Annotated in this window: 16 protein-coding genes; 2 read left to right on the top strand and 14 right to left on the bottom strand. The window is 38.4% G+C overall.

The window, feature by feature from the left end; all coding sequences use genetic code 11:
• Position 1 precedes the first annotated feature (1 nt).
• From AMS59_RS20270 to AMS59_RS20225, 10 genes are all read right to left on the bottom strand, one after another.
• On the bottom strand, positions 2 to 1,006 hold the full coding sequence (locus tag AMS59_RS20270; RefSeq protein ID WP_053485531.1) for a 3-oxoacyl-ACP synthase: 1,005 nt from the start codon (positions 1,004 to 1,006) through the stop codon (positions 2 to 4).
• Positions 1,003 to 2,022 (bottom strand): branched-chain amino acid ABC transporter permease, encoded by a 1,020-nt coding sequence (locus tag AMS59_RS20265; RefSeq protein WP_053485530.1) that lies wholly within the window; start codon positions 2,020 to 2,022, stop codon positions 1,003 to 1,005. Before AMS59_RS20265 ends, AMS59_RS20270 begins: the two co-directional genes overlap by 4 nt.
• Entirely contained in the window at positions 2,019 to 2,891 is an 873-nt protein-coding gene (locus AMS59_RS20260; RefSeq protein WP_053485529.1) for a branched-chain amino acid ABC transporter permease, read from the bottom strand. The genes AMS59_RS20265 and AMS59_RS20260 overlap by 4 nt, the downstream gene beginning before the upstream one ends.
• Positions 2,892 to 2,906: 15 nt before the next feature.
• Positions 2,907 to 3,614 carry an ABC transporter ATP-binding protein gene (locus AMS59_RS20255; protein ID WP_053485528.1) on the bottom strand — a complete coding sequence of 236 codons (708 nt, stop codon included), beginning with the start codon at positions 3,612 to 3,614 and terminating at the stop codon, positions 2,907 to 2,909.
• The gene (locus tag AMS59_RS20250; RefSeq protein ID WP_053485527.1) at positions 3,589 to 4,365 is read right to left on the bottom strand and encodes an ABC transporter ATP-binding protein; all 777 of its coding nucleotides are present in this window, start codon (positions 4,363 to 4,365) and stop codon (positions 3,589 to 3,591) included. The genes AMS59_RS20255 and AMS59_RS20250 overlap by 26 nt, the downstream gene beginning before the upstream one ends.
• 91 nt (positions 4,366 to 4,456) lie before the next feature.
• Entirely contained in the window at positions 4,457 to 5,698 is a 1,242-nt protein-coding gene (locus tag AMS59_RS20245) for a substrate-binding domain-containing protein (protein WP_053485526.1), read from the bottom strand.
• A 393-nt stretch (positions 5,699 to 6,091) separates the two neighbouring features.
• Positions 6,092 to 6,520, bottom strand: a complete 429-nt coding sequence (locus tag AMS59_RS20240; protein ID WP_053485525.1) for a helix-turn-helix domain-containing protein — start codon at positions 6,518 to 6,520, stop codon at positions 6,092 to 6,094.
• A 361-nt stretch (positions 6,521 to 6,881) separates the two neighbouring features.
• A complete protein-coding gene (locus AMS59_RS20235; protein WP_053485524.1) occupies positions 6,882 to 7,709 on the bottom strand; it encodes an alpha/beta fold hydrolase in 828 nt (275 codons plus the stop codon).
• 532 nt (positions 7,710 to 8,241) lie between these two features.
• A complete protein-coding gene (locus AMS59_RS20230) occupies positions 8,242 to 11,430 on the bottom strand; it encodes a BTAD domain-containing putative transcriptional regulator (protein ID WP_053485523.1) in 3,189 nt (1,062 codons plus the stop codon).
• Between the two features lie 393 nt (positions 11,431 to 11,823).
• A complete protein-coding gene (locus AMS59_RS20225; RefSeq protein WP_053485522.1) occupies positions 11,824 to 12,804 on the bottom strand; it encodes a diaminopimelate dehydrogenase in 981 nt (326 codons plus the stop codon).
• A 287-nt stretch (positions 12,805 to 13,091) separates the two neighbouring features.
• Here AMS59_RS20225 and AMS59_RS20220 point away from each other — a divergent pair, with 287 nt between their 5' ends.
• Positions 13,092 to 13,382 (top strand): hypothetical protein, encoded by a 291-nt coding sequence (locus tag AMS59_RS20220; protein WP_053485521.1) that lies wholly within the window; start codon positions 13,092 to 13,094, stop codon positions 13,380 to 13,382.
• Between the two features lie 5 nt (positions 13,383 to 13,387).
• Here AMS59_RS20220 and yeiL read toward each other — a convergent pair whose 3' ends face one another.
• Positions 13,388 to 14,050 (bottom strand): transcriptional regulator YeiL, encoded by a 663-nt coding sequence (gene yeiL / locus AMS59_RS20215; protein ID WP_053485520.1) that lies wholly within the window; start codon positions 14,048 to 14,050, stop codon positions 13,388 to 13,390.
• Between the two features lie 99 nt (positions 14,051 to 14,149).
• Between yeiL and AMS59_RS20210 the strand changes: the two genes are divergently transcribed.
• On the top strand, positions 14,150 to 15,301 hold the full coding sequence (locus AMS59_RS20210; RefSeq protein WP_053485519.1) for an MFS transporter: 1,152 nt from the start codon (positions 14,150 to 14,152) through the stop codon (positions 15,299 to 15,301).
• A 58-nt stretch (positions 15,302 to 15,359) separates the two neighbouring features.
• Here AMS59_RS20210 and AMS59_RS20205 read toward each other — a convergent pair whose 3' ends face one another.
• The 3 genes from AMS59_RS20205 to AMS59_RS20195 form a co-directional block, all read right to left on the bottom strand.
• Positions 15,360 to 16,535: an oxalate decarboxylase family bicupin gene (locus AMS59_RS20205; RefSeq protein WP_053485707.1), complete on the bottom strand. Its 1,176-nt coding sequence runs from the start codon at positions 16,533 to 16,535 to the stop codon at positions 15,360 to 15,362.
• 66 nt (positions 16,536 to 16,601) lie between these two features.
• Positions 16,602 to 17,048, bottom strand: coding sequence for a hypothetical protein (locus AMS59_RS20200; RefSeq protein WP_053485518.1), 447 nt, complete (start codon positions 17,046 to 17,048; stop codon positions 16,602 to 16,604).
• 108 nt (positions 17,049 to 17,156) lie between these two features.
• Entirely contained in the window at positions 17,157 to 20,861 is a 3,705-nt protein-coding gene (locus tag AMS59_RS20195; protein ID WP_053485517.1) for a S8 family serine peptidase, read from the bottom strand.
• Positions 20,862 to 21,707: the final 846 nt, after the last annotated feature.

Here is a 21,707-nt window from a genome sequence, read left to right as displayed (position 1 = left end):
CTTATCCCCATCGAATCGTAATAGCTCCCCAGACATAGCCAATACCTGCACTAACAAGTGTGATGATGTCTCCATCGTTGATACGACCTTGATCTAACGCCAGCTGCAATGATACTATTTGGTCAATCTGTCCAATATGACCATACTCTCGTAAGTATATGGATTGCTCCTGCTCTAACCCGAGTTCAGTTAAAATATAATCATGAGCAGATTTTTTCATGTGCAGCATCGCTAAATAACCAATATCCCCCTCACTAAATCCACTTTTCGCCAAAGATGTTCGAATGACCTTCAAAAAATTGCTTAAAGATTTTTGCTCTAAACGCTCCTTCATCCCAATCGGATCTATCACATCGAGCTGATACAAATTGTTTTCTAAATCAGCAGGAGTTAAAGGTTTTTTTGTACCGCCTACAGGCACGACTACATCCTCTGAGAACGAGCCATCCGTCAAAATATCCGCCTCTAACAAATGATTTTTATCATAGTTTTTTTGCAAAAGGATAGCGCCACCACCAGCTGCTAAATTGTACATAAAACGTGTGCGAGGATTGCTGTAATCGATTAAATCAACATTTCGATAGCCACCAGCTAGGAGTACAGTATGAATGGAATCATCTGACGCCATTAAGCTTTTCGCTAGTTTTAGTGCCATAATGGTCGTGCCACATCTTAACTGCACATCGAATGCCCAAGCATTTACGGCCCCTAGCTCCTCCTGCATTTTTATAGAGGCCGTCCATAACGGATACTCCTTATGCTCCTCTCCCATATAAATCACAACATCAATGTCCTTCGGGTCGATATTTGCCTTGCGTATAGCATCCTGTGCTGCCCATATACCCATTTGAACCGTATGATCATGCTCACCGGGAATAGGCTTTTCATAGATGCCCATTTTTTGTCGAATAATATCCTCTGGAATATTGGAAAGCACCGCAATTTCTTTAGATGTCATTTTTGTTTGTGGAATATAGATTCCTGTACTCACAATGCCTACAGTCATTCAAATCGCTCCTTTTCCTGCGACAGGGCAACCGATGATTGGTTTTTCTCTTTGTGCTTTAATCGCCATTTCCAAAACATCATGCGCAGTGATCCAATAATTCCTTTTGGGAAAAAGATAACAGCTAAAATATAAAGAATCCCAAAGAAGATAATCCAACGTTCAAATATTGGATAATCACGAGCTAACCCTGAAAGTGCATGCTGTGCATATTCAATAACAGCAGATCCTAGTAATGGGCCAACTAATGTGCCAACACCGCCAATAATCGTCATTAATAATGCATCTAACGTAATGTCCATTGTCATCACACTCGTATTGACAAAACGTAGTGACACAGCATATAAGGAGCCTGCTAAGCTTGCAACGGTTCCTGCGACAACGGATGCAATCACTTTATAGTACAAAGTGTTATAGCCTAATGATTTTGTTCGTTGTTCATTTTCCCGAACGGCAATTAAAATCCGACCAGTTGGCGAGTTAACGAAGCGATATAGGGCAATAAAAATAACGACTAAGCATGTTAGCACGAAGAAATAAAATGTCATTCGATCTTTAAATATTTCGGGTGCTTTAAACGTAAAGCCATCATTTCCATATGTAACAGAACGCCATTTTTCTGCCACTACTAGAAATAGTCCCGAAAAAGATAATGTCAGCATCGCAAAAAAATGATTTTTTAATCGAAGTGTCAGTAATCCTACTAAGAAGCTAATGAACCCTGCTAGCAACATGCCGACTACGATCGATATTAAAAATGTTGAAAGTGTTGGCTCCATTTGTTTCAGCATGACAGCCGTTGTGTAGGCACCTATACCGAAAAACATCGCATGCCCGAACGACACAATGCCTGTGTAGCCAAGGAGAATGTCATAGCTCATCGCTAAAATACCGAAAATAAAGATTTGCGTTAATAAAATAATGAGCGTCCTTGAATCATTGACGAAAGGGAGAAGCACTAAAATAGCTAACATGAGGAAAAAGCACAGATGCTGCAATGAAAGCCTCATTTTCATGTTGATCTCTCCTTTCGCATTGCAAATAATCCTTGTGGACGGAAAATTAAAACAATGGCCATTAAAATCATATTGACCGCAAGCGATAGCACTGGCACATAATAAGCCATAAAGCTACCTGCTAAACCGACTAATATGGCTGCCAATAGCGAGCCTGAAAAACTGCCCATTCCTCCGATTACGACAACGATAAAACCTAAGATCGCATACTCCATGCCCATTTCCGCATAGATGACACCTGAATACGGAGCCATTAACATGCCACTAAGTGCTGCTAGTGCCGCACCAACCATAAAGACATATAAAAATACTCGCTTTATATGAATGCCAAGTGCCTGTGCCATTTCTTTATCCTGGACACCAGCCCGAACGATGAGACCAATCTTCGTTTTCTTTAACATGTATTGGAAAATACCGAAAATGATAAAACCTACTACAATAATAAATAATCGATATTTAATGATAATAACGTCTCCAATTTCCCAGCTGCCTGTTAAGTAGCTCGGCGTTTTCACTGCCACACCATTTGGACCAAACACAACTTTAATCAATTCCTGTAGCACAAGCATCAGCCCTAATGTTATTAAAATTTGCTGAATATGATTGCCGTACACAGGTGTGATAATTAATTTTTCAGTAATAAGTCCTAATAAAGCTCCAGTTACGACGGCACCTACAACGCCAATTAGAAAGCTCTCTGTATACATATACGTAAAGATTCCTGCATAAGCCCCCCACACAAATAAACCACCATGAGCAAAGTTCAAAACATCCATTAATCCAAAAATTAACGTCAGTCCTGCCGCCAGTAAAAAAATTAACATACCAGTTGCCAGGCCATTAATGACTAAATTGACGAATAGCTCCAATAAAGTACACCACCTTTATCCGATTCCAAGATATTTTCTTTTTAGTTCTTCATGATGGATAAGATCCTGCATATTGCCCGAGTGAACGGTTCTGCCATCATCAATCAACGTATACGTATCACCAATTCGGCTCGCCATCATAAAGTTTTGCTCAACAAGAATGATGGACGTTTGCTTTTTCATTTCAACGATGGCCTCCATCACTTTCTCTACCACTATGGGCGCCAGTCCTTTCGAAGGCTCATCAATCAACATTAACTTACTATCATTGATAAATGCCCGTGCCATGGACAGCATTTGTTTTTGACCACCTGAAAGATGTCCACCCGCCTTCTTCCAAAATTTCTTTAAATCAGGAAACAGCTCCAGCACATAATTTTGTCGCTCGAAAGTAGCTGTATCTTCTTTACGCATAGCTACTTTCATATTTTCCTCTACAGTTAAATCTGCAAAAATCCCTTGATTTTCAGGTACATAGCCTATTCCTAATTTCGCAACTTTATAGGTAGGGCTTTTTTTAATAGAATGTGTGCGAAATTCCACATCACCCTTTGAAGCAGGCGTTAAGCCCATAATCGTTTTTAAAGTGGTCGTTTTGCCTGCTCCATTTCTGCCAAGCAATACACTTACTTGCCCTTCCATAGCCTCAAAATTAACCCCCTGCAAAATATGATATTGACCGATATATGTGTGGACATCATTTAATTTCAGTAAGGTGTTCATCGTACAGACCTCCTAAATATGCATTTTGTACGGTTTCATTTTTCATGATGTCCCCTGGTGTTCCATCCGCAAGAAGCTGGCCATTAAATAGCACCATAATCGAGTCCGACAAATCTAGAATCATATCCATCTTGTGCTCAATAAGCAGAATGGTTTTATCGCCTTGATTTTTAATGGCACGAATAACTTCCAAAATCGTTGGTACCTCCTCTAAGGACATACCAGCCGTTGGTTCATCGAGCAAAAGAACTTCCGTATCAAGTGCTAACAGCATAGCAATCTCAAGCTTTCTCTTTTCCCCATGGGATAGCATTGTCGTCAGGGCATCTCTTTTATTGTCAAGCAAGACAAGCGTTAATAGCTCCTCTGCTTTTTCGGTAATCGCCTTGTAGCTTTTATAATGGCGAAATAATTGGTAACGAACTTTCTCCTTGGATTGCACAGCCAAACGGACATTTTCTAAAACAGTTAAGTTTGGGAAAACATTCGTAATTTGAAAAGAGCGCCCTAGCCCCATTCGCGTTCTTTCAATAGCTGATTTTTGCGCAAGCGATTGTCCCTTAAAATAGACATCCCCGGCAGTCGGCTTTAATTCTCCACTAAGCAAATTAAAGAAGGTTGTTTTGCCAGCTCCATTTGGTCCAATAATTGATTTCAAATGCTTTTCCGGCATATTAAAATTCACATGGTCGACAGCTGTGTGTCCGCCAAAACGAATCGTTAAGTTTTCTGTTCGTAAAATGGGTTCCATCGTATTCTCCTTTCTAGTACTTCTATATCTCTTCACCCATTCTCATTTGAAAGTGGGTGAAGAGAGACAGAATAATATCTGTCTCGTAATTTTACTTTTTCATGATCGGAGGCGCTGTTTCTTCAGGGCTCAACTCACGAATTAGCACTGGTACTGGATAATCTACACCCTCTTGTTTTTCTAAACGGATAGAATACATCGACTGTAATGCTTGATGGTCTTCTTTTCGGAAAGTCATCTTACCTTTTGGCGTTTCAAATGACATCCCTTCCATAATACCGATAAGTTTTTCCGCATCTGTATCACCCTCTGATTTTTTCAGCGCATCTACTATTGAGATGGCAGCAGACATGCCTCCTGGCGTAAATAAATCCGGAACTTCATTGAAGCGTTTTTGATGTTCTTCAACTAACCATTTATTCACATCATTTTGTGGTAACGTATGATAATAAACAGAGAACCCTTCCATACCAATTAACGGATTCATAAATTTCAATGCAATAATATCTGGTGCACCCGTTGAAATTTTAATGCCCTTTTCTTGAAGTTTTAAATCTGCAATTTGATTCCAAGGTGAGTTTGCACCAGCCCAAACAACAAATAAATAATCTGGTTTTGCAGCAATTACTTTTTGCAAATTGGACGTAAAATCAGTTGCCGCTGGATCTGCATATTCCTCTAAAACAATTTCTGCGCCTAACTTTTCCGCAGCTGTCTTAAACGCCTTCACCCCGTCCAAGCCAAAAGAATAGTCCGGCGCAAACGTTGCGATCTTAACACCCTTCCCTGCAATCGCTGCCGCTGCTGCATAAGCATCCTGAGAAGAATTTCGTCCTGTACGGAAAATATATTTATTAAATTCTGAGCCCGTAATACTATCCGCTACCGCAGGCTCCACCACCATAATCTTTTGATATTCTTCCGCAAGTGGTAGTACAGCGAGCGTATCACCTGAGCTAGAGGAACCTACTAAGAAATCAACCTTGTCATCTTCTAATAGCTTTGTCGCTTTTTGTACCGCCACCTCAGGCTTTGTTTCTGTATCTTCATAGACAATTTCTATTTTCTTACCATTAACCTCCATCGTACCGCCTGTAGCATAATCAATCCCTAATTCAAAGCCATGCTGTGTTTGTTTCCCATACGACTCAAGAGCACCCGTCAATGACGCAAGTACACCGATTTTAATAGTGCCCCCTTCCTTAGCCGTCCCCTTTGTATCATCCTCCGAAGCCTTACCACCAGTTGAACTATCCTTCGTCCCCTCTGAATTACAAGCCACCATCAACATCGTCAGCATCAATAAAAGCACAAATAACCAATGCTTCTTCATCCCAAAACCCCTTTCATAATAAGCTAAAAAGAAAGCGCTTTCGTTGCTATATCCACTATATAAAACTGCAGTTACAAATTAGTTACAAGATAGTTGGGTCAGTTTACTGAGCCAACTATCTCTGCAGCGAAAGTGAAGCGTTAGCGGAACGGCAGCTGCAAAATCTTTTAATGAGCTGCCCTAATAGGGGAGCTCATTTTTCTGCAACGACAGCGACAAAAATCTTTTAGTAGCTGCCCTAATAAGGGAGCTACTTTTTCTGCGACGAAAGTGAAGCGAAGCGTAACGGCAGTCGCAAGAATCCATCTCTGCACGACGCAGCATCATAGAATGACTTTTAAATACAAAAAAACAGCAATCAGATAGTGTTGAGCTATCCGATCGCTGTCGTCTTTAATTAAAAAATTTTTTCTTGTTATTTTTGATGTAATTAACGACAATTACAAAGTAAATAACAGCTATGAGATTAATTATGCTTAATGTTAGACCTGATAGATTGGACCAGGGAAGTACAAAAAGCCAAAATACTACTAAAATAGAACTAAATACATACAGCCATTTGAATCGATCTGTCATTTTTAATTCCCCCATTTTTCCTTCTTTGATGATTTTATTTCTCAAGAAATTATCTCCTTTAATTAATTCATCAATGCTAATGTTGAATAAGTCACTTAATGTAATAAGTGTTTCAATATTTGGATAGCCTTTTTCAAGCTCCCATTTAGAAACCGATTGTCTGCTTATGTTTAATTTAATCGCTAATTCTTCTTGTGATAAGTTATGTTTTAAGCGTTCTTCTTTTAGCTTTTTATAGAACTCCATGATTTCAACTCCTTAATTTTATTTTTACTATAGCTTATAAATATTTGTAAGAATCGTAAGGTAGAATAATGTAACCTCAGAGTAGCAAATACTTGCAACAGGTGGTTGCAACGTCTTGCTTTTGTCCGAAGAATTATTATTCTTCGTTCAAGTTAAAGATGTTTATGCTCTTCCGTAATGGTGCGTGATTGCCGAAGAGCATAGGATTTTATAAAATGTGGATACAAGTTCATAAGAAAAGAATCCATTTTGATCAATCTTTTTTCAAAACGGATTCTTTTTATTTGCCCCAGAATGGGTTTATGCGGAGTATTTTTGAATCAATTATGCCTCGGCATAATTGCGTCCTAAGGCTTTAACTTCAGTTATTCGAATGCATAAATTCCTCTATTCGATCCACCCATTCACTCATAAGACTCGTAAACAAATTCGCTTGTTCAATTTGCAAGTTATGCCCAGCCTTATCTAAAATTGTGAAGGCTGCTCTTGGGTATTTATCTAAAATGGCAAAAGCGTCCTTATAGCCAACCACGGAATCCTGTTTACCTAACAAAAATAAGCAAGGTTTATCAAATGAAATCTCATCTACAGGAAAAGAAAAACTATAGCTTTTTTGGATTTTTTCTAAAAATTCCACATCTGCGCTTTCTAGTCCTTCTAACACCTCATTCGTGTATCGCTGACAATTATATTCATCTAAAACAACTAGATGGGAGCAAAAATCTTCAAGTTCCTGTTTCGTTAATGTCGATAAAAATTCTTTATCCACTGAGACAATACTTTGTGGTGGTACTGTTCTACTTTCTTTATCAGGAATAATTAATGGACAAATGAATGCAGCCCCTAAAATTTGTTCATGATACTCCCTCATGATTCCTCGCACTAAATAGCCACCATAAGATTCTCCTACCAATAAATAACGTTCATTTGGTAGTAAGGATTGAATTAGTTCTATTACCGCCTCGAGCATTTCATCTGAGTTATTGATCTTTTCATAGTCTGTCGTCTTGCCCATTCCTGGAAGATCAATATAAATTCGTTTCCAGCCCTCCCTTTCTGCAAAAACGGGCTCCATACATCCCTTCATTAGTCTATGATCTGGCGAATATCCATGGAGCATGACGATTGGTGTTCCAGTCCCAATAACTTCATAGTAAATATTCGCCTTACTTACCTTACAAAATGACATAATAGTTCCTCCAATTATTATAAAAATCATTCAGGTGTGTTGATTAACCATTTCTATACATCCAAAGAGGCTGATTTCCGCTACGGGCTACTCGCTTTCCTGCGGGCGAGCGTCGAGCCGCTTCCTCCGCTTCGCTCCGTGCAGGGTCTCGTCTGTCTCGCTTTCCCGCGGGAGTCGAGTAGCCCTACGCTACAATCAGTTAAAATGGAAATATATTGGCAAATCGGTAACGGAAAAATCCTTTTAACGCTCAATAATAAACTTATTTTTTCCTAATCAACACGCCTGAAAATCATTAATTAATATACATAAATGTTCATCGAAAGTTGTTATGGCTTTTTCTTGTAGGAGCCGGTTGATTGGAGTGAAGACTGGACACCCTCAGGAAGCTTTACTCTGTGCGAAAGCGAAGCGGCAGCAACAATGTTTTAACTGTGCGAAAGCGAAGCGGCAGCAACAAAGCGCCCAGTCGGAACGGAAATCAACCCCACGCCATGGTAACACCCAAAAATAACCAATTCCCAAAGTTATATTATCCCATTATTAAATCATAAACAACCATCGTCGATTCCATTGGTGTTGTATTGAGTTCACTTTTTAATTGCTGCACACATTTTTCATACCATTTTAACGCAAGGGAGCGGTTTTGTAATTGATAGTAACTATACATCAACAACCGATAGCCTTCTTCCCATAATGCATCCTCACGAATCATTCTTTCCGCATAAAAAATAGCTTGCTTATAATTTTGTTGCCGCGTCGCATTTTGTGCTAGTCTTTCCAATACTTCAATATATAATGATTGCAGTTTTTCACGATCCTGTATAAGCCAATCTAACTGCTTTTTTTCAGCATAAAGTGCATCCGCATAGCTCGTTTCAGCAAGATGCAGCCATTCGTTTGACAATTGTGGATCGAACTCCTCCATCCCTAATTCATAAAAATAACGAAAGCGTTCGACATCGATTTGCAGAAATTGAATATGCTGCAATTGGTACATATTATTTTTACGCTGAATGAAAAAGCTATCCTGACGTGCATTTCTATTTGGCTCAAGAACCTTTAGTAACGTATTCAATACAACTTTAAAATCTTGATCTAATGAATCAACATTCCGCTCTGGCCATAATGCCTGTGAAATCTCTTCCTTTGGCGTAAACCGATTGCGATGACAATATAAATAGATGAAGAGCTCTTTTGATTTATCGCGCTGCCATTCTTTATCCTCAAGCTTTCGATACTTTCTTACTAAATCTAGACTTCCTAAAAAATTCACCTGCAATTCCTCATGCGGATAAACAATATTATCCTCAACTTGAAAATAGCTACGCATCGTCAAAATAGCGGTATTTTCTCCATCACATTTTCTACTAAATTGTAAAAGCTCATAAAAAATCATTCGATTCGGTGGACCGAGTATGGTTTTCCTCTGTAAAAAGTAGTCATAGCCATTATTAATACATAGCTGTGCAAACTGCTGAAAATAATGATTGAATTGTTGAGGATTATTTTCTTTGTAGGCAATGACAGATTGAAAGAATAATACATGCATCTCACCATTTTGATCGCCACAGTCATTGAAAAGTCGCTGTGCCTTTATTAATAATTGCCGCGCTCGTTCAAACTCCTGTTGAGAAATAATAATTTTAACCTCAGCGATTAATATAAGAGCGGTCATCCATGCATCTTGAACTTGCTCGGTTTCCCGTAATCCAAGTGCTACATAATTTTTAGCCGAGATAATATCTCCTTGTGCATGTTTGACAATTGCTAGTCCCATGTATGGCTCGGCCTTTACGCGAGAAATATTAATGGTATTCAATAATGTAAGGGCTTTGTCATAAGCATTACAGGCTCCTTGATAGTCAGGAAAATCTACTAATAGTAAAGCATGTGCTTTGCGAATATAACCAACAGCCTCAATAAAAACTGATTTTTCACGTAACCCCCTACGAATCCCGTGCTGAGCGGCATACCAAGCGTCTTTCCCCAGCCCTAATAGCGCATAGACAAATGATGCCAACAGCTCACTCTCTCTATGTGTCGCGACAAGCTGTGGTGGTAATTCCAATCTCTTCGTCAGCAATTCCTTTGCTTCTAGTAGCTGCCCTGTTCTTAACAATATTCGAACATCGACATTTGCTCTTTGTAGCACATCCTCCGTCAAAGCAACCTCATCTGTAAAAATTAGCGCTCCTTTCGCCTTCCCTAAATTCACTAAATTTTCAGCATATTGACGTTGCAACTCGAGAAGTTCCTCTTCGTTTAACGGCGTATGATTCGCTAACTCTAACGCCCTTTTTAAATGCGGCTCTGCCAATGCAGGCTGGATTGTATCGAGATAAATATGTGCTAAACCTGCCTGTGCTTTCGTCATAAAGAGATAATCATTCTTACTTTTTGCGATGTTTGCACAATTTTCATAGCATTGTCTCGCTCTTTCATAATAAGCACGATAGCGGTGACACTCACCTTCGAAGTAATACAGTTTGTAATATTCAGATTTTTTATCAGCTGTAAATCGGTTTATTTTTTCTAATAGCCACTCAAATTGTCCAGCACGAACTAGACTTTCAGCATAATTTTGTAATAGTTCACCACAAAAACCCTGATCATTCGTTTTAAATGCATGATGAAGAACAGCTTGTATATTGTTTTCTTTTACATAATACAGTGCTGCTTGTTTATGCAATGCAATATATTGCGAAGCATCTTGTTGCCATTTTAACTCTAAAAACCGACCGAACAAGGCATGAAAACGATATAAACCATCCGTTGTGATCGGTTGAATAAATAAATGTCGCTGGACAAACAGTTTTAACACCTCTGCTATTTCCTTACCATAAATATGTGTAATAAACTCCTCAGAGAAAGTAGGGAAAATCGCCAGTTTTAATAATGCCTCTTGCTCGAAAACAGACATCTTAAGATAAACTTCCTCCGATAAATAGGTAAAAAGATCATTTGTTGAGATATTTAGCCAATGCGCTAAGGACTCATTGTTCCATTGCTCAGCTAATAAAGAGATACTAATAGCCCAGCCCTCAGTAATTTCCAAAACTTTAGATATTTCATCTTCTGTTAAATGCACTGCTACATAATCCTCGAAAAAAACAGCGATCTCCTCTGCAGAAAATGCTAATTCTCCTTCTGCAATAACGAGTAATTTTTTTTGCAGCTTTAATCTTCTCGTAATATCCCAATTCGGCAACGTTCTAGAGGCGATGATAAAATGAACATTCGGTGGTGAAAACTCCATTATTTTTTCCATCACATAATTAATATGAAAATCATGATCAACAAGATGGTAGTCGTCAATGACAATTAATATCGGCACTTCGATTTCACATAAACTATTGACAAATAGCTTAAACCAACGATTAAGTTCCTCTATTTTCGGAAAACGGGATAATTGATTCCATGCATCAAATTCTTGACCGAAGCTCGGAACAATTCGTGTGATACTAAAAAATAAATGCCTTAAAAAAGGCAATATATTATCATCTTCCTCGGACACACTATACCAGGAAAATTTACTTGATTGGGCATGTAGAAATTGTGTAAGGATTGTTGTTTTGCCATACCCTGCTCCACTATGAATAAGTGTACAACTATAATCTAGGCTTTTTTTTAATGTTTTCATTAATGTAGCTCTACTAATACAATGATTGGACGGACGCGGTGGAATACATTTTGATTGAATAATAATGTCTGTAGCCATTTGGTGATAACCTCCCCATTCAACTGGTTATGTAAGGTTACAAGCTTCAAAGCTTTAAATCTTTTAAATTATGGGCTCATCATCATAACGTGGGTTGATTTTTTCAACTGGGGGCGTCGGGCCAACATGATGTTGGTCACGAAGGCATTATCATAGGACCTGATGGTTTTAGCCTCCGTTCCTCTATCGTTAATTCCCAAAGAGTCACGCGGTCTCCACCCAATCAACTAATATACATGGCATACTTTTTACTAAAATCATTCCGAACTTTTGATGAAGAGTTAAATTATTGACAGTTTACCATATACTATATGTTATTTTATAGAATTGACTTACTAAAAATAAAAAATCCCGATCATCAAATATATGATAATCGGGAAGCTGAATACTATATTATAGAAGTTCTTTACGTAACTCAGCAGCTGATTTTGGTGATAACAGACCGAATGGGATATCGAATACTGTTTTTGCACCTTTGTCTCCTGCTTGGTTTAAGCGATGAGCTGCACGTGCAAAAGCTACTAGAACACTAGATGTGAAGTTTGGATTACTTTCAAGTTTTAATGAGAATTCAAGAATTTGTTTGTCGTTAGCGCCACTTTCCCCACTACGAATAACGAATCCACCGTGTGGCATACCTGTGTGGTTTGCTTTAAATTCCTCTTCAGAAATAAAGTTTACAGTTGTGTCATACTCTTCAAAATAGTTTGGCATCGTTACAATTTCTTGTTCAACTTTCGCAGCATCTGCACCAGCCTCAAGAACAACCCAGCATTCACGTGCATGTTTTTCACGTGTTGTCAGCTCAGGATTTTCACCGTTGCGAACACGGTCAACAGCCTCTTTAATTGGTAACGTGTATTGTACTGCATTGTTAACACCTTCGATACGACGTATAGCATCTGAGTGACCTTGACTTAAACCGTCTCCCCAGAAAGTATAAGTTGTGCCTACTGGAAGAACTGACTCTCCAAGTATACGATTTAATGAGAATAAACCTGGATCCCAGCCAACTGAAATAACTGATACTTTACCAGATTTTTGAGCTGCTACATCAACAGCCTCGAAAAACTCAGGAATTTTCGCATGTGTATCAAAGCTGTCAATTGTATTAAACCATTGTGCAAAGTGTGGTCCTTGCTCTGGTAAATCAGTTGCTGAGCCACCACATAAAATCATTACATCAATGTCATTTTGGAATTTTTCAGCATCATCCACTAAATATACGCTTGCATTACTTGCAATGTTTACAGTTGAAGGCTCGCGACGTGTGAAAACTGCTACTAATTCCATATCTGGATTTTGGGAAATAGCATACTCTACACCGCGCCCTAAATTTCCATAACCTACAATACCTACTCGAATTGCACTCATTAAAAATTCCTCCTCACGATTACGTGACTATGTGAAGCCTTTCACGTTAAATCTAATTACAATAATACGTTTTGTTAGGAAAATTCACAATAGTTTGAGTACGTGTTTTTTTCATGGAATTATACAAATTTTCTATGATTTCTATTCGTAAAAGGTATGAATACGGTTACATATTACTAATCTAATGAAATGACTAACCTTTAAGTTTTCGTTAAAACCTTGTAAATGAAGACTTTTCCAACCGCATGTCTTGTACAATAACACTAACGACAAAGGGGGCATGTTGAATGAAAGGTAATTGTTATTCACCAAGCACAACATTGGAACAAGGAGAATTACTTGCTTGTCCATTCCAAAATGCACAAAACTCTGCTAAAACTCACATTGAAGCTGAGGCAAAGCACAAAAGATTTTCACCGAATAAACACCAATGTATAAGGGTTTTACCTTTTGGCGTTATAGACGAAACCCTAAATATCTCCGCACAAAACCAACGCGTCGATGAGGTTAACTTCTACCATAGCGGCAAGGAAATCGCACGCTGGTTGATTAAAAAAAGTGAATACAATAAGCTGTAGTATCCTCACTGTATCTCCTGTGCCAGTTCGGAAAGACGCTTTCTATTCATAATGTGATAGCCATTCTTTTTCTTCTCTAAAATTTTTTCTTCGCAAAATTGTGCAAGTACATATAATAAATGTCGATAGGAAACCCCTAAATATTCACAAATTTCCGTATGCTTTTCTTTATAGATTCCTTGATCTGACGATAATTGGATAAATGCTGCAAGTCGATTTTCAAGTGGATATGCTTGATTTTGTGTATATTTTGACGTTATTTTAGTCGCCTTTTCCCCTAAAAACACACAAAGTTTACGTAAAAATAGTACATCAGTGAGTAACTTTTCTTTGCAGGACTGTGTAATCGAAAAACAAATCGTCTCAGTTACAGTCTGAACCCCCTTCGTATATCTCGCCTCATTAAGCAACTCAATTTCTCCCATAAAACGCGGTGCCTCTGGGTATTCAATAAGCGAGACCTTTCCATTTTTATGCGTCATATATATTTTCGCTTTTCCTTCAATCATGTAGTATAACGTATCTGGAAATGATCCTTCTTGAAAAATCCATTCGCCTTTGTCAAACTTACATACTTCCAGAAATGGATCAATATCAAAAGAAAAAAAATCATCAATTGGATATTTATCGAGATAATATGAACGTTCCTCAGCTGTCAGTATATGCATTTTTTACTCTCTCCTTTGAAAAATGTGAGATATCTCACATTATTGTATCGATGAACATGCTATTATTCAACATAGTTAAATTGGAGGTACGTAAAATTTATGAACAATCAACGATGGCTTTCTCAAAATTTCTTTGCATTTTTCTTTACTTGGGGTATTTTCTTACCTTATTGGACAGGTTGGCTTGTAGATGCCAAACATCTTACTGTTTCACAGGCTAGCGTCATAATGGGCTGCGGTCTTTTAGCACGTGCAACTTCAAATCTATTTTTCTTCCCGACGCTTGCAAAATATGTGCATAAAAAACGACTCACTACTATTCTGGCAATAGGTGCCCTAATCACCACTTTACTTTACATACCAAGCACGAGCTTTATCTCGCTTCTTATCGTTACTCTTTTATTTAGCGTTTTTTATCCAGCTCTGCTCCCTGCCGTTGAAAGTAGTGCTGCAATGCTCGTACAGCATGGAAATGTACACTATGGTAAAAGCCGCTCCTATGGTTCCGTTGGCTTTGTCATTGCAGTATTAATTATTAGTATGCTGACAGGTGCATTTGGCAATGACATTATCTTTTGGAGTATGGTGGTTGGTCTGATCGGTATGCTATTAATGCAGCAAATGGCTACACCACAAGAGTTACTCGTTGTACCGACAAAAGAACAACGTGCAAAATCATTGTCGATGAAAACATTATGGACTATTAAAGGTTTCCCTATTGTTCTATTAATCGTAATCCTCTTGCAAGGCGCACATGCTTCTTATTACAGCTACGGCTATATATATTTAGGCGATTTACATGTTGATCCATTCTATATGGGGATGATTATTAATATCGCCGTAATTTGCGAAATCTTATACTTTATGAAAGCTGATACACTATTTAATAAATGGCGCTCATCTTCCTTATTACTTTTAGCAGCAAGTGGTTCTTCGCTACGTTGGCTACTTATTTATCTGTTCCCTAATGTCTGGGTATTTATCGCTTCTCAAACGTTGCATGCATTTTCTTTTGCTCTCGCGCATTTTGCTTTTATCAGTTATTTAACAAAAACATTGCCGAAGGAGCAAATTCCGAATGCACAAGGCCTTTACTCAGCATTAGCAATGGGATTAAGTACAGCAATCCTTACATTTTTAGGCGGCTATTTATACGAGATTTCACCTGGGCTATCATTTGTAGCAATGCTTATTTGTACTATTCCAGCAATCGGTATTCTGCTAGCTACTAGAAATAAATATCAATATTAAAAACAAGCAGGTGGGAAAGATAAGATCTTTTATCTTTTCTACCTGCTTTTCTATACGCTCACTTTGGATAATAAGAAAATCCGGGATATTTTACAACCGGCCACTTTTCCTTTCTTAATACGTTAAGAAGTTCAGGACCAATATTTAAATTGCTTTGTACTAGCTCAGATGGAGTAAGAGCCAGCCATTGATTTAACGAAACATCCTGGAATCTATCACTTTTAAACATTTCTAGGAACCATAATGTCTCAGTGCCAGTATTCTCAATGTAGTGACCATTTGCAAACGGCACGTACCCTACATCTCCTGCACGGTAATCGAACGTTCTAGCCACACCGTTTGCTGTAAACACTGTCTTACGCCCTTTTCCTTGAAGGTAATATTGCCATTCATCATTATTTGGGTGCCAATGTAGCTCTCTCATTGCACCAGGCTTAATCTCGACAAGTGCTGCGGCGATATTTTTAGAAATAGGAAAGTTTGTCGAATCCACAATTCTGACACTGCCACCAGGAGTTTTAATGGGAGTTTGTGCAAGCAGGCTATGTTTGAAGGTTTGAGGGACTGTACCGTATGGTGATTGCACTTTTTGGGTGTCTAGAGGTCCCGGAACCTTATCTTGATAAATATAAACCTGTTCTTTCGGGATATGTTTAAAAGCGCTAATAGGAACACCAAAATTGGAGGACAGTACATCTTTAGGCGTATGAGCAAACCAATCAGATATTGAAAATGTACTAAGATCTGAGAAATGCCCATCGTCAAACACTAGCAAAAATTCACAACCATCTTCAAGACCTTGTATCGAATGCGGAATTCCTGGAGGGAAATACCATAAATCCCCCGGTCCTACATCGGCAATAAAATTACGTCCATTTTGATCGACTGCTGTAATGCGTGCATGACCAAGAAGCATATACGACCATTCTGCTTGTTGATGCCAATGTAGCTCACGTACTCCACCAGGTGTCAAACTCATATTGACACCTGCTAATGTAGTGGCAATTGGCAAATCACGAGCAGTAACTTCTCGAGACCAACCGCCATTTTTTAAAACCATATGCGTATCAGAAAAAGAGAATTTTAAATTCGGTACAAGTCCAGCATCTGTTTTTGGAGGGACAAGCATATCGGGGTTCTCCAGATCCCTCATAATATCTCTCGGCCCTTTATCAACCCACCCCGCCCCATCTTTCCGAATAGGCTGCGGAACATAAGAATAACCATCTGGCATGTTCTCCAATGATTCACCTCTTCATAAAGAAATCATTATATAATATGCATGGATTCTTTACTTGGATTAATCTTTTCCTTTCAGCTTAGTTGCGAGAATAGCAGAGGATGTTGCTGTTAAATAAATTTCTACGGCTCTTATTACCTTATGATTTAACCAAAAATCCCTGACCTTATCAGGTTTCCCTCTCCATTCTTCTGGCGTAAAATCGTCCATTACTAACATACCTCCAACAGCTAATGCTTCCAATAGTTGTACACCTTCAATTATTTTAGCAGCAGCTGCATCAGCAAAAATTAATTGAAAAGGACTTTTTGCTATCGCTTCTTTCCAGTCACCTACTAAAAATTCTACCTGCTGATAACAAACTGTTTGAACAGTAGCATCGATTTTTCCCTTTGCATGATCCACTGATGGTGCAACGGTAGAAAGAATCCAAGCACTGCTTACGCCATAGCAAGTCCCGACTTCAAGGATTGTTCCATGAGTGATGTGACCAACTAGCACTGACACAAACTTCCAGCCTCATCTGAGCAAGAATATTCGAAATTATGTCTTTGAGCTAATACAAAAAGAGAAATTGCACTGTGCAATTTCTCTTTTTGCTTGAACTGAAATTAATTATAACTCATCCTCGGTAACTTCATTATTATTTTTATTACCGTTTCCATTACCATTGCCATTGCCATTGCCGTTGCCATTACCATTGTCATTCCCTGGCTTTACAACCAACACATCAAATGTTAGAGTGTGCTCACCATACGTTACCGTAATCGTCGTATTACCTTGACCTTTTCCTTTTACAGCTCCTGCTTTTACTGAAGCTATTTTATCATTCGCTACTTTGTAGGTTGCAAGCTTTGTAACATCTTTTTCTGTTGTTTTACCATCAAAAGTAGTTACTTCAGTAATCTTAACTGTAACTTCTTTACCTATTCTAGTTTCAACCTGAGCTTGGTCAATTTCTAGTGTTACTATTGGTTCTTTTACAACAGATGCTTTAACTGTAACATTTACAGTAACTTCATGATCACCGTATGAAATAGTAATTGTAGTCGTGCCCTCACCTACTGCAGTTACTAATCCATTTACTATTGTTGCAACATTTTTATCTCCAACAACATAAGTAGCTTTTGAAGTTACGTCTTCCTTTGTTGCATCACCTTCTGCAGGCGTTGACGTTTCTGTTACCGTAAGTTGTGCAGTTTCTCCAGCTGTTAGGTCTAGCTTAGTTGGATTTACAGAAAGTGCTACTACTGGTTCTACTCCTTCTTTTTCATATATCTTTGCTTCACCAACATTCCCGGCAGCGTCTTTAATTATTACTGATACAGCATTAGTTTCTGCTGTTACTGGGAATGTGAAGCTACCGTCTTGATTTAATTCAAAGGCAACTGGCGCTTGTACTTCACCATTTACCGTCGAAATATAGGAAGCTTTTAATTTATCATTTAAATTGTAATTTAAACCGTGTAAATATAACTCTTCATTGTAGTCGATATACTTATCTGTTACCTGTCCTGTAGCGACACCTTTAGCTACTGAACCAGTAATTTTTGGTTTTGTCGTTTTCACGACAATTGGTCCAACATAATCGGAAACTACTCCTGATGCTGCAAGACCAGTGAAGTCAATTGTATACAGACCATCTGGAATCGTTGTGGCAGGGTTTGATCCCCATGGTTTGTACTGCCCACCAACATTCAGCGTATAAGAGCCTTTTCTTAGCGCGGTACCTGCATGTAGATAACCAATGTAGCCGTCTCCGTATTCTCCACCTTTAGGATTCATAATATCCCAAAGCTCGATAAAATTAGTTGTTACATCTCCAGTTAATGTGAATGAAAGTACAGCTGAGTCTTTCACTCCATCTCCGTTAAAGGATAGGTCTGTTTCTGTAATCTTAAAATCTTTAAGTTCAGTTACTGCCGCGCCACCAAAATCAGCTGCGAACGGCAATGAAATTTCTGTAGCTCCACCGCTGATGTAAATATACCCTAGTATTTCAGAGCCTTTTGGTGCCGTAGCTTGTGAAGCAGTTAATGTAATATTTAAAACTTGCTCACCAACTAGATTAAATGTCGGCTGATCTACTGTAACCGTTGCATCACCAAATGTTTTTGTCACATCAATTGATACGTTATAATTGCCGCCGTTCCCTTTAATATCTTTTACTAAAACTTGTTTCGTTACAGAAATATCCCGGTCTTTAAGTGATTGTGGACCGAAAGTAACTGTACCTTTCAAGTTTTCTGTAACTGCACCAGTTCCATCTAAAATTGCGCTATCAAGAGCATAGGCAAGAATTTCCGGATGAGCTGCTGCATAAGCATTTACACGCCCTGCACCCTGAGAAAACACATCGTATTTTGTTTTATCTAAAACCTTTGCTGTATTAGAAAGCGCCACTTTTACATCGAACGCGTTCCAATCAGGATTTGCTTGTTTAACTAATGCAGCAATACCTGCAATATGTGGTGTTGCCATAGAAGTTCCTGTTTTACGGCCATATGCTTCCCCATAATCTGCATTAGGGAAATCCCTTTTATACATTGGAATCGTTGACATAATGTTTGTTCCAGGTGCACTTACATCTGGTTTAATATCAAAGTTTGGTGTAGATGGTCCACGTGAACTTGAAGAGTTTACATCATCTCCCAGTGTCTTTGTGGAAGCAAATTTACTAAAGCTTACTTTTCCGGCTCCGCCTGCTAATGCAGCGCGAATTGCATCGCCATCCGTTTGGGACATATCAAATGTTGGTAGAAATTCAAATGAATCACCAAGGAATGTGCCTGAAATGTTCGGTGCATTCGTTCCACCGGCAAAGTTATGAATAATTGTTGCGACTGCTCCATTTGCCTTTGCATTCGCAATTTTATCAACGAATGCGATACTGCCACGAGAAATCAATGCCACTTTACCTTTTACATTAATTCCTTCAAAGTCTTTTACTTCCCCGTTTCCAGGAACAGCAACTAGGTCAAATTCTCCTTGAAGCTGTGTTGCTAAATTTTTCGCAAAAGTCGTTCCCATTAATGGAAGCTGTTTTGTTAAGTTGTAGTTGCCAACTTTAACATTCACTTCCCCGTTATACATTGTTTCGGGATTTGATGTGTTACCAACAGCAATTCCTAAACGAGCGGTTGCAGGCGTGCCCATTGTTCCGCGATTTGGACCATCGTTCCCAGTTGCAATTACTCCGATTGTTCCAGCCATCATTGCATTATTAATAGCAAATGAACCAGCATCCGTTTCAGAGTTAGCTCCCCCGCCAAGTGAAAGGTTGATAACGTCCATTTTTTCTATTACAGCAGTTTCAATTGCTTTAACAATACCAGATGTAGCTCCACTTCCGTACGCCCCAAGAACACGGTAAGCATATAGGTCTACTTTTGGAGCAATTCCTTTAATACCGAATTCGTTAGCACCGATTGCTGCAATTGTTCCAGCAACATGTGTACCGTGAGAAGTATAGAACGAGCTTCCCTTTTCATTAAATTCAGGTGTCCCAACTGGACGCTCCGAAGGCAATGTTTCCGATGCATCGTAATCTGCCCGAGGCTTCGTGTAAGTTGCTGAATTTGGAATAAAGTTTTTTCCACCTTTGTAAATTCCAGCAAACTCAGGGTGATCTGCATCAATACCAGTATCTAATACTGCTACTTTTATTCCTTGTCCTTCAATTCCTTCCTTCCAAAGCTGTTCGATGCCAAGGAAAGAATTACTTGTATTCATTTTAGCTTCTAATTGATCTTCCTTAATAAGTTCCGATGATTTCATCGTATTATCTTCTGATGCGTAAACAATTGCATCAGGTTCGATTAATGTAATTCCTTCTACAGTAAGCAGTTTCGGGAGATCATTTGCTTTCACAGTTGCAGCAAAACCGTTTAAAACAGTATCAAATGTGTATCCTTGAGTCATCTGAACTTTTTTAGTAGCTAACTCTTTTTTAACTTTTGCTTGTTGTGCTTTTACATTTGAACGAACTTCATTTGCTCGGGCATTAGAGAATTTTTGGCCTTTGACTTCGCTCATTCCTTGCTCTAGTGCCACAGGCTTTTCAGATAAATGAATGATGACTGCAACATCTTGATTGCCTGATACATTTTGTAAGCTTTCGTGAAGAGTTGGACCATCTTTAGATAAGCTTAGCTGTTCAGCGATAGCCGCCTTTAGTTGAATTATACTTTCACTTTGACTATCCTGCTTGAATGGTTTCGATTCTTCAGCACTAGCACTCGACAATGGAACCAATAGAGAAAGCACCATAACGAAAGCTAGAATACTACTTAAGAATTTCGTAAACTTAAACTTTTTCAAATCTCATTTCCCCCTCCGCCTTTAATTGTCACACTTTTCAGTTTAATGTGATATTTCCAATTTATCACAAGGGGACTAATTCGAATATCTGAATATTTAAATATTATTAAATATTGATAATAAGTATCAGTTTATCAAATATAGATTAAATCTATCTTCCTAGCAATTTAATAAAAAAGTAGAACTTTCAAATGAGAAATGACTTACAGTAATTCATTAATTTTTTCAATTAATCCTATCAAGGCAGCAGTTGTAGGTACAGTCGGAGGTGTAGTTGCTTATAGAAAATTAGGAGGGCAGTAAGAAGAGTGATTGAAGGGGAATCGGTTTAGTATGTGCTCCGGAAAATTAAAATAACTGGCGATTATTTTAAAAAATCGCCAGCTAATAGATTGTGGTGCATCATATCAAATCAGTTTCTTCACTCGATGGATGAACCATATAAGGAAGTATTTTCACTCCGTACCTTTAGTGAATTGCCTTTTGAGAAAATAGGGCGTCTCTTTGGGAAAAGTGCTGGCTGGGCAAGGGTGAGTAACGGAGGCTTTACTTGAAGATCATTGAGTTGCATATTCAGCTCTTTTTAATTAACGGGGCAGGTTAGACCAGACTCTATAAATAACTATTTATCCTCTATTCCTATACCCTTATATAAGATTAAATCGCTCTATTTTCGTTTAATATACATATTGTACATTAGTTTGCTGTAGCGTATGATGCCACTAAGGCTTTTTTTATGATAAAATTTACATATATTACATCACGAGGTAATAATATGGCTCATCACCAAAAGTCGTGGGTGACAAAATCAACGACCTGTTTCTAAACGTAAACGAAGGAAAAAAC

This window comes from Lysinibacillus sp. FJAT-14745 (genome assembly GCF_001275675.1).
GTDB lineage: Bacteria > Bacillota > Bacilli > Bacillales_A > Planococcaceae > Lysinibacillus.
This window is presented reverse-complemented; position numbering and strand designations above follow the sequence as displayed.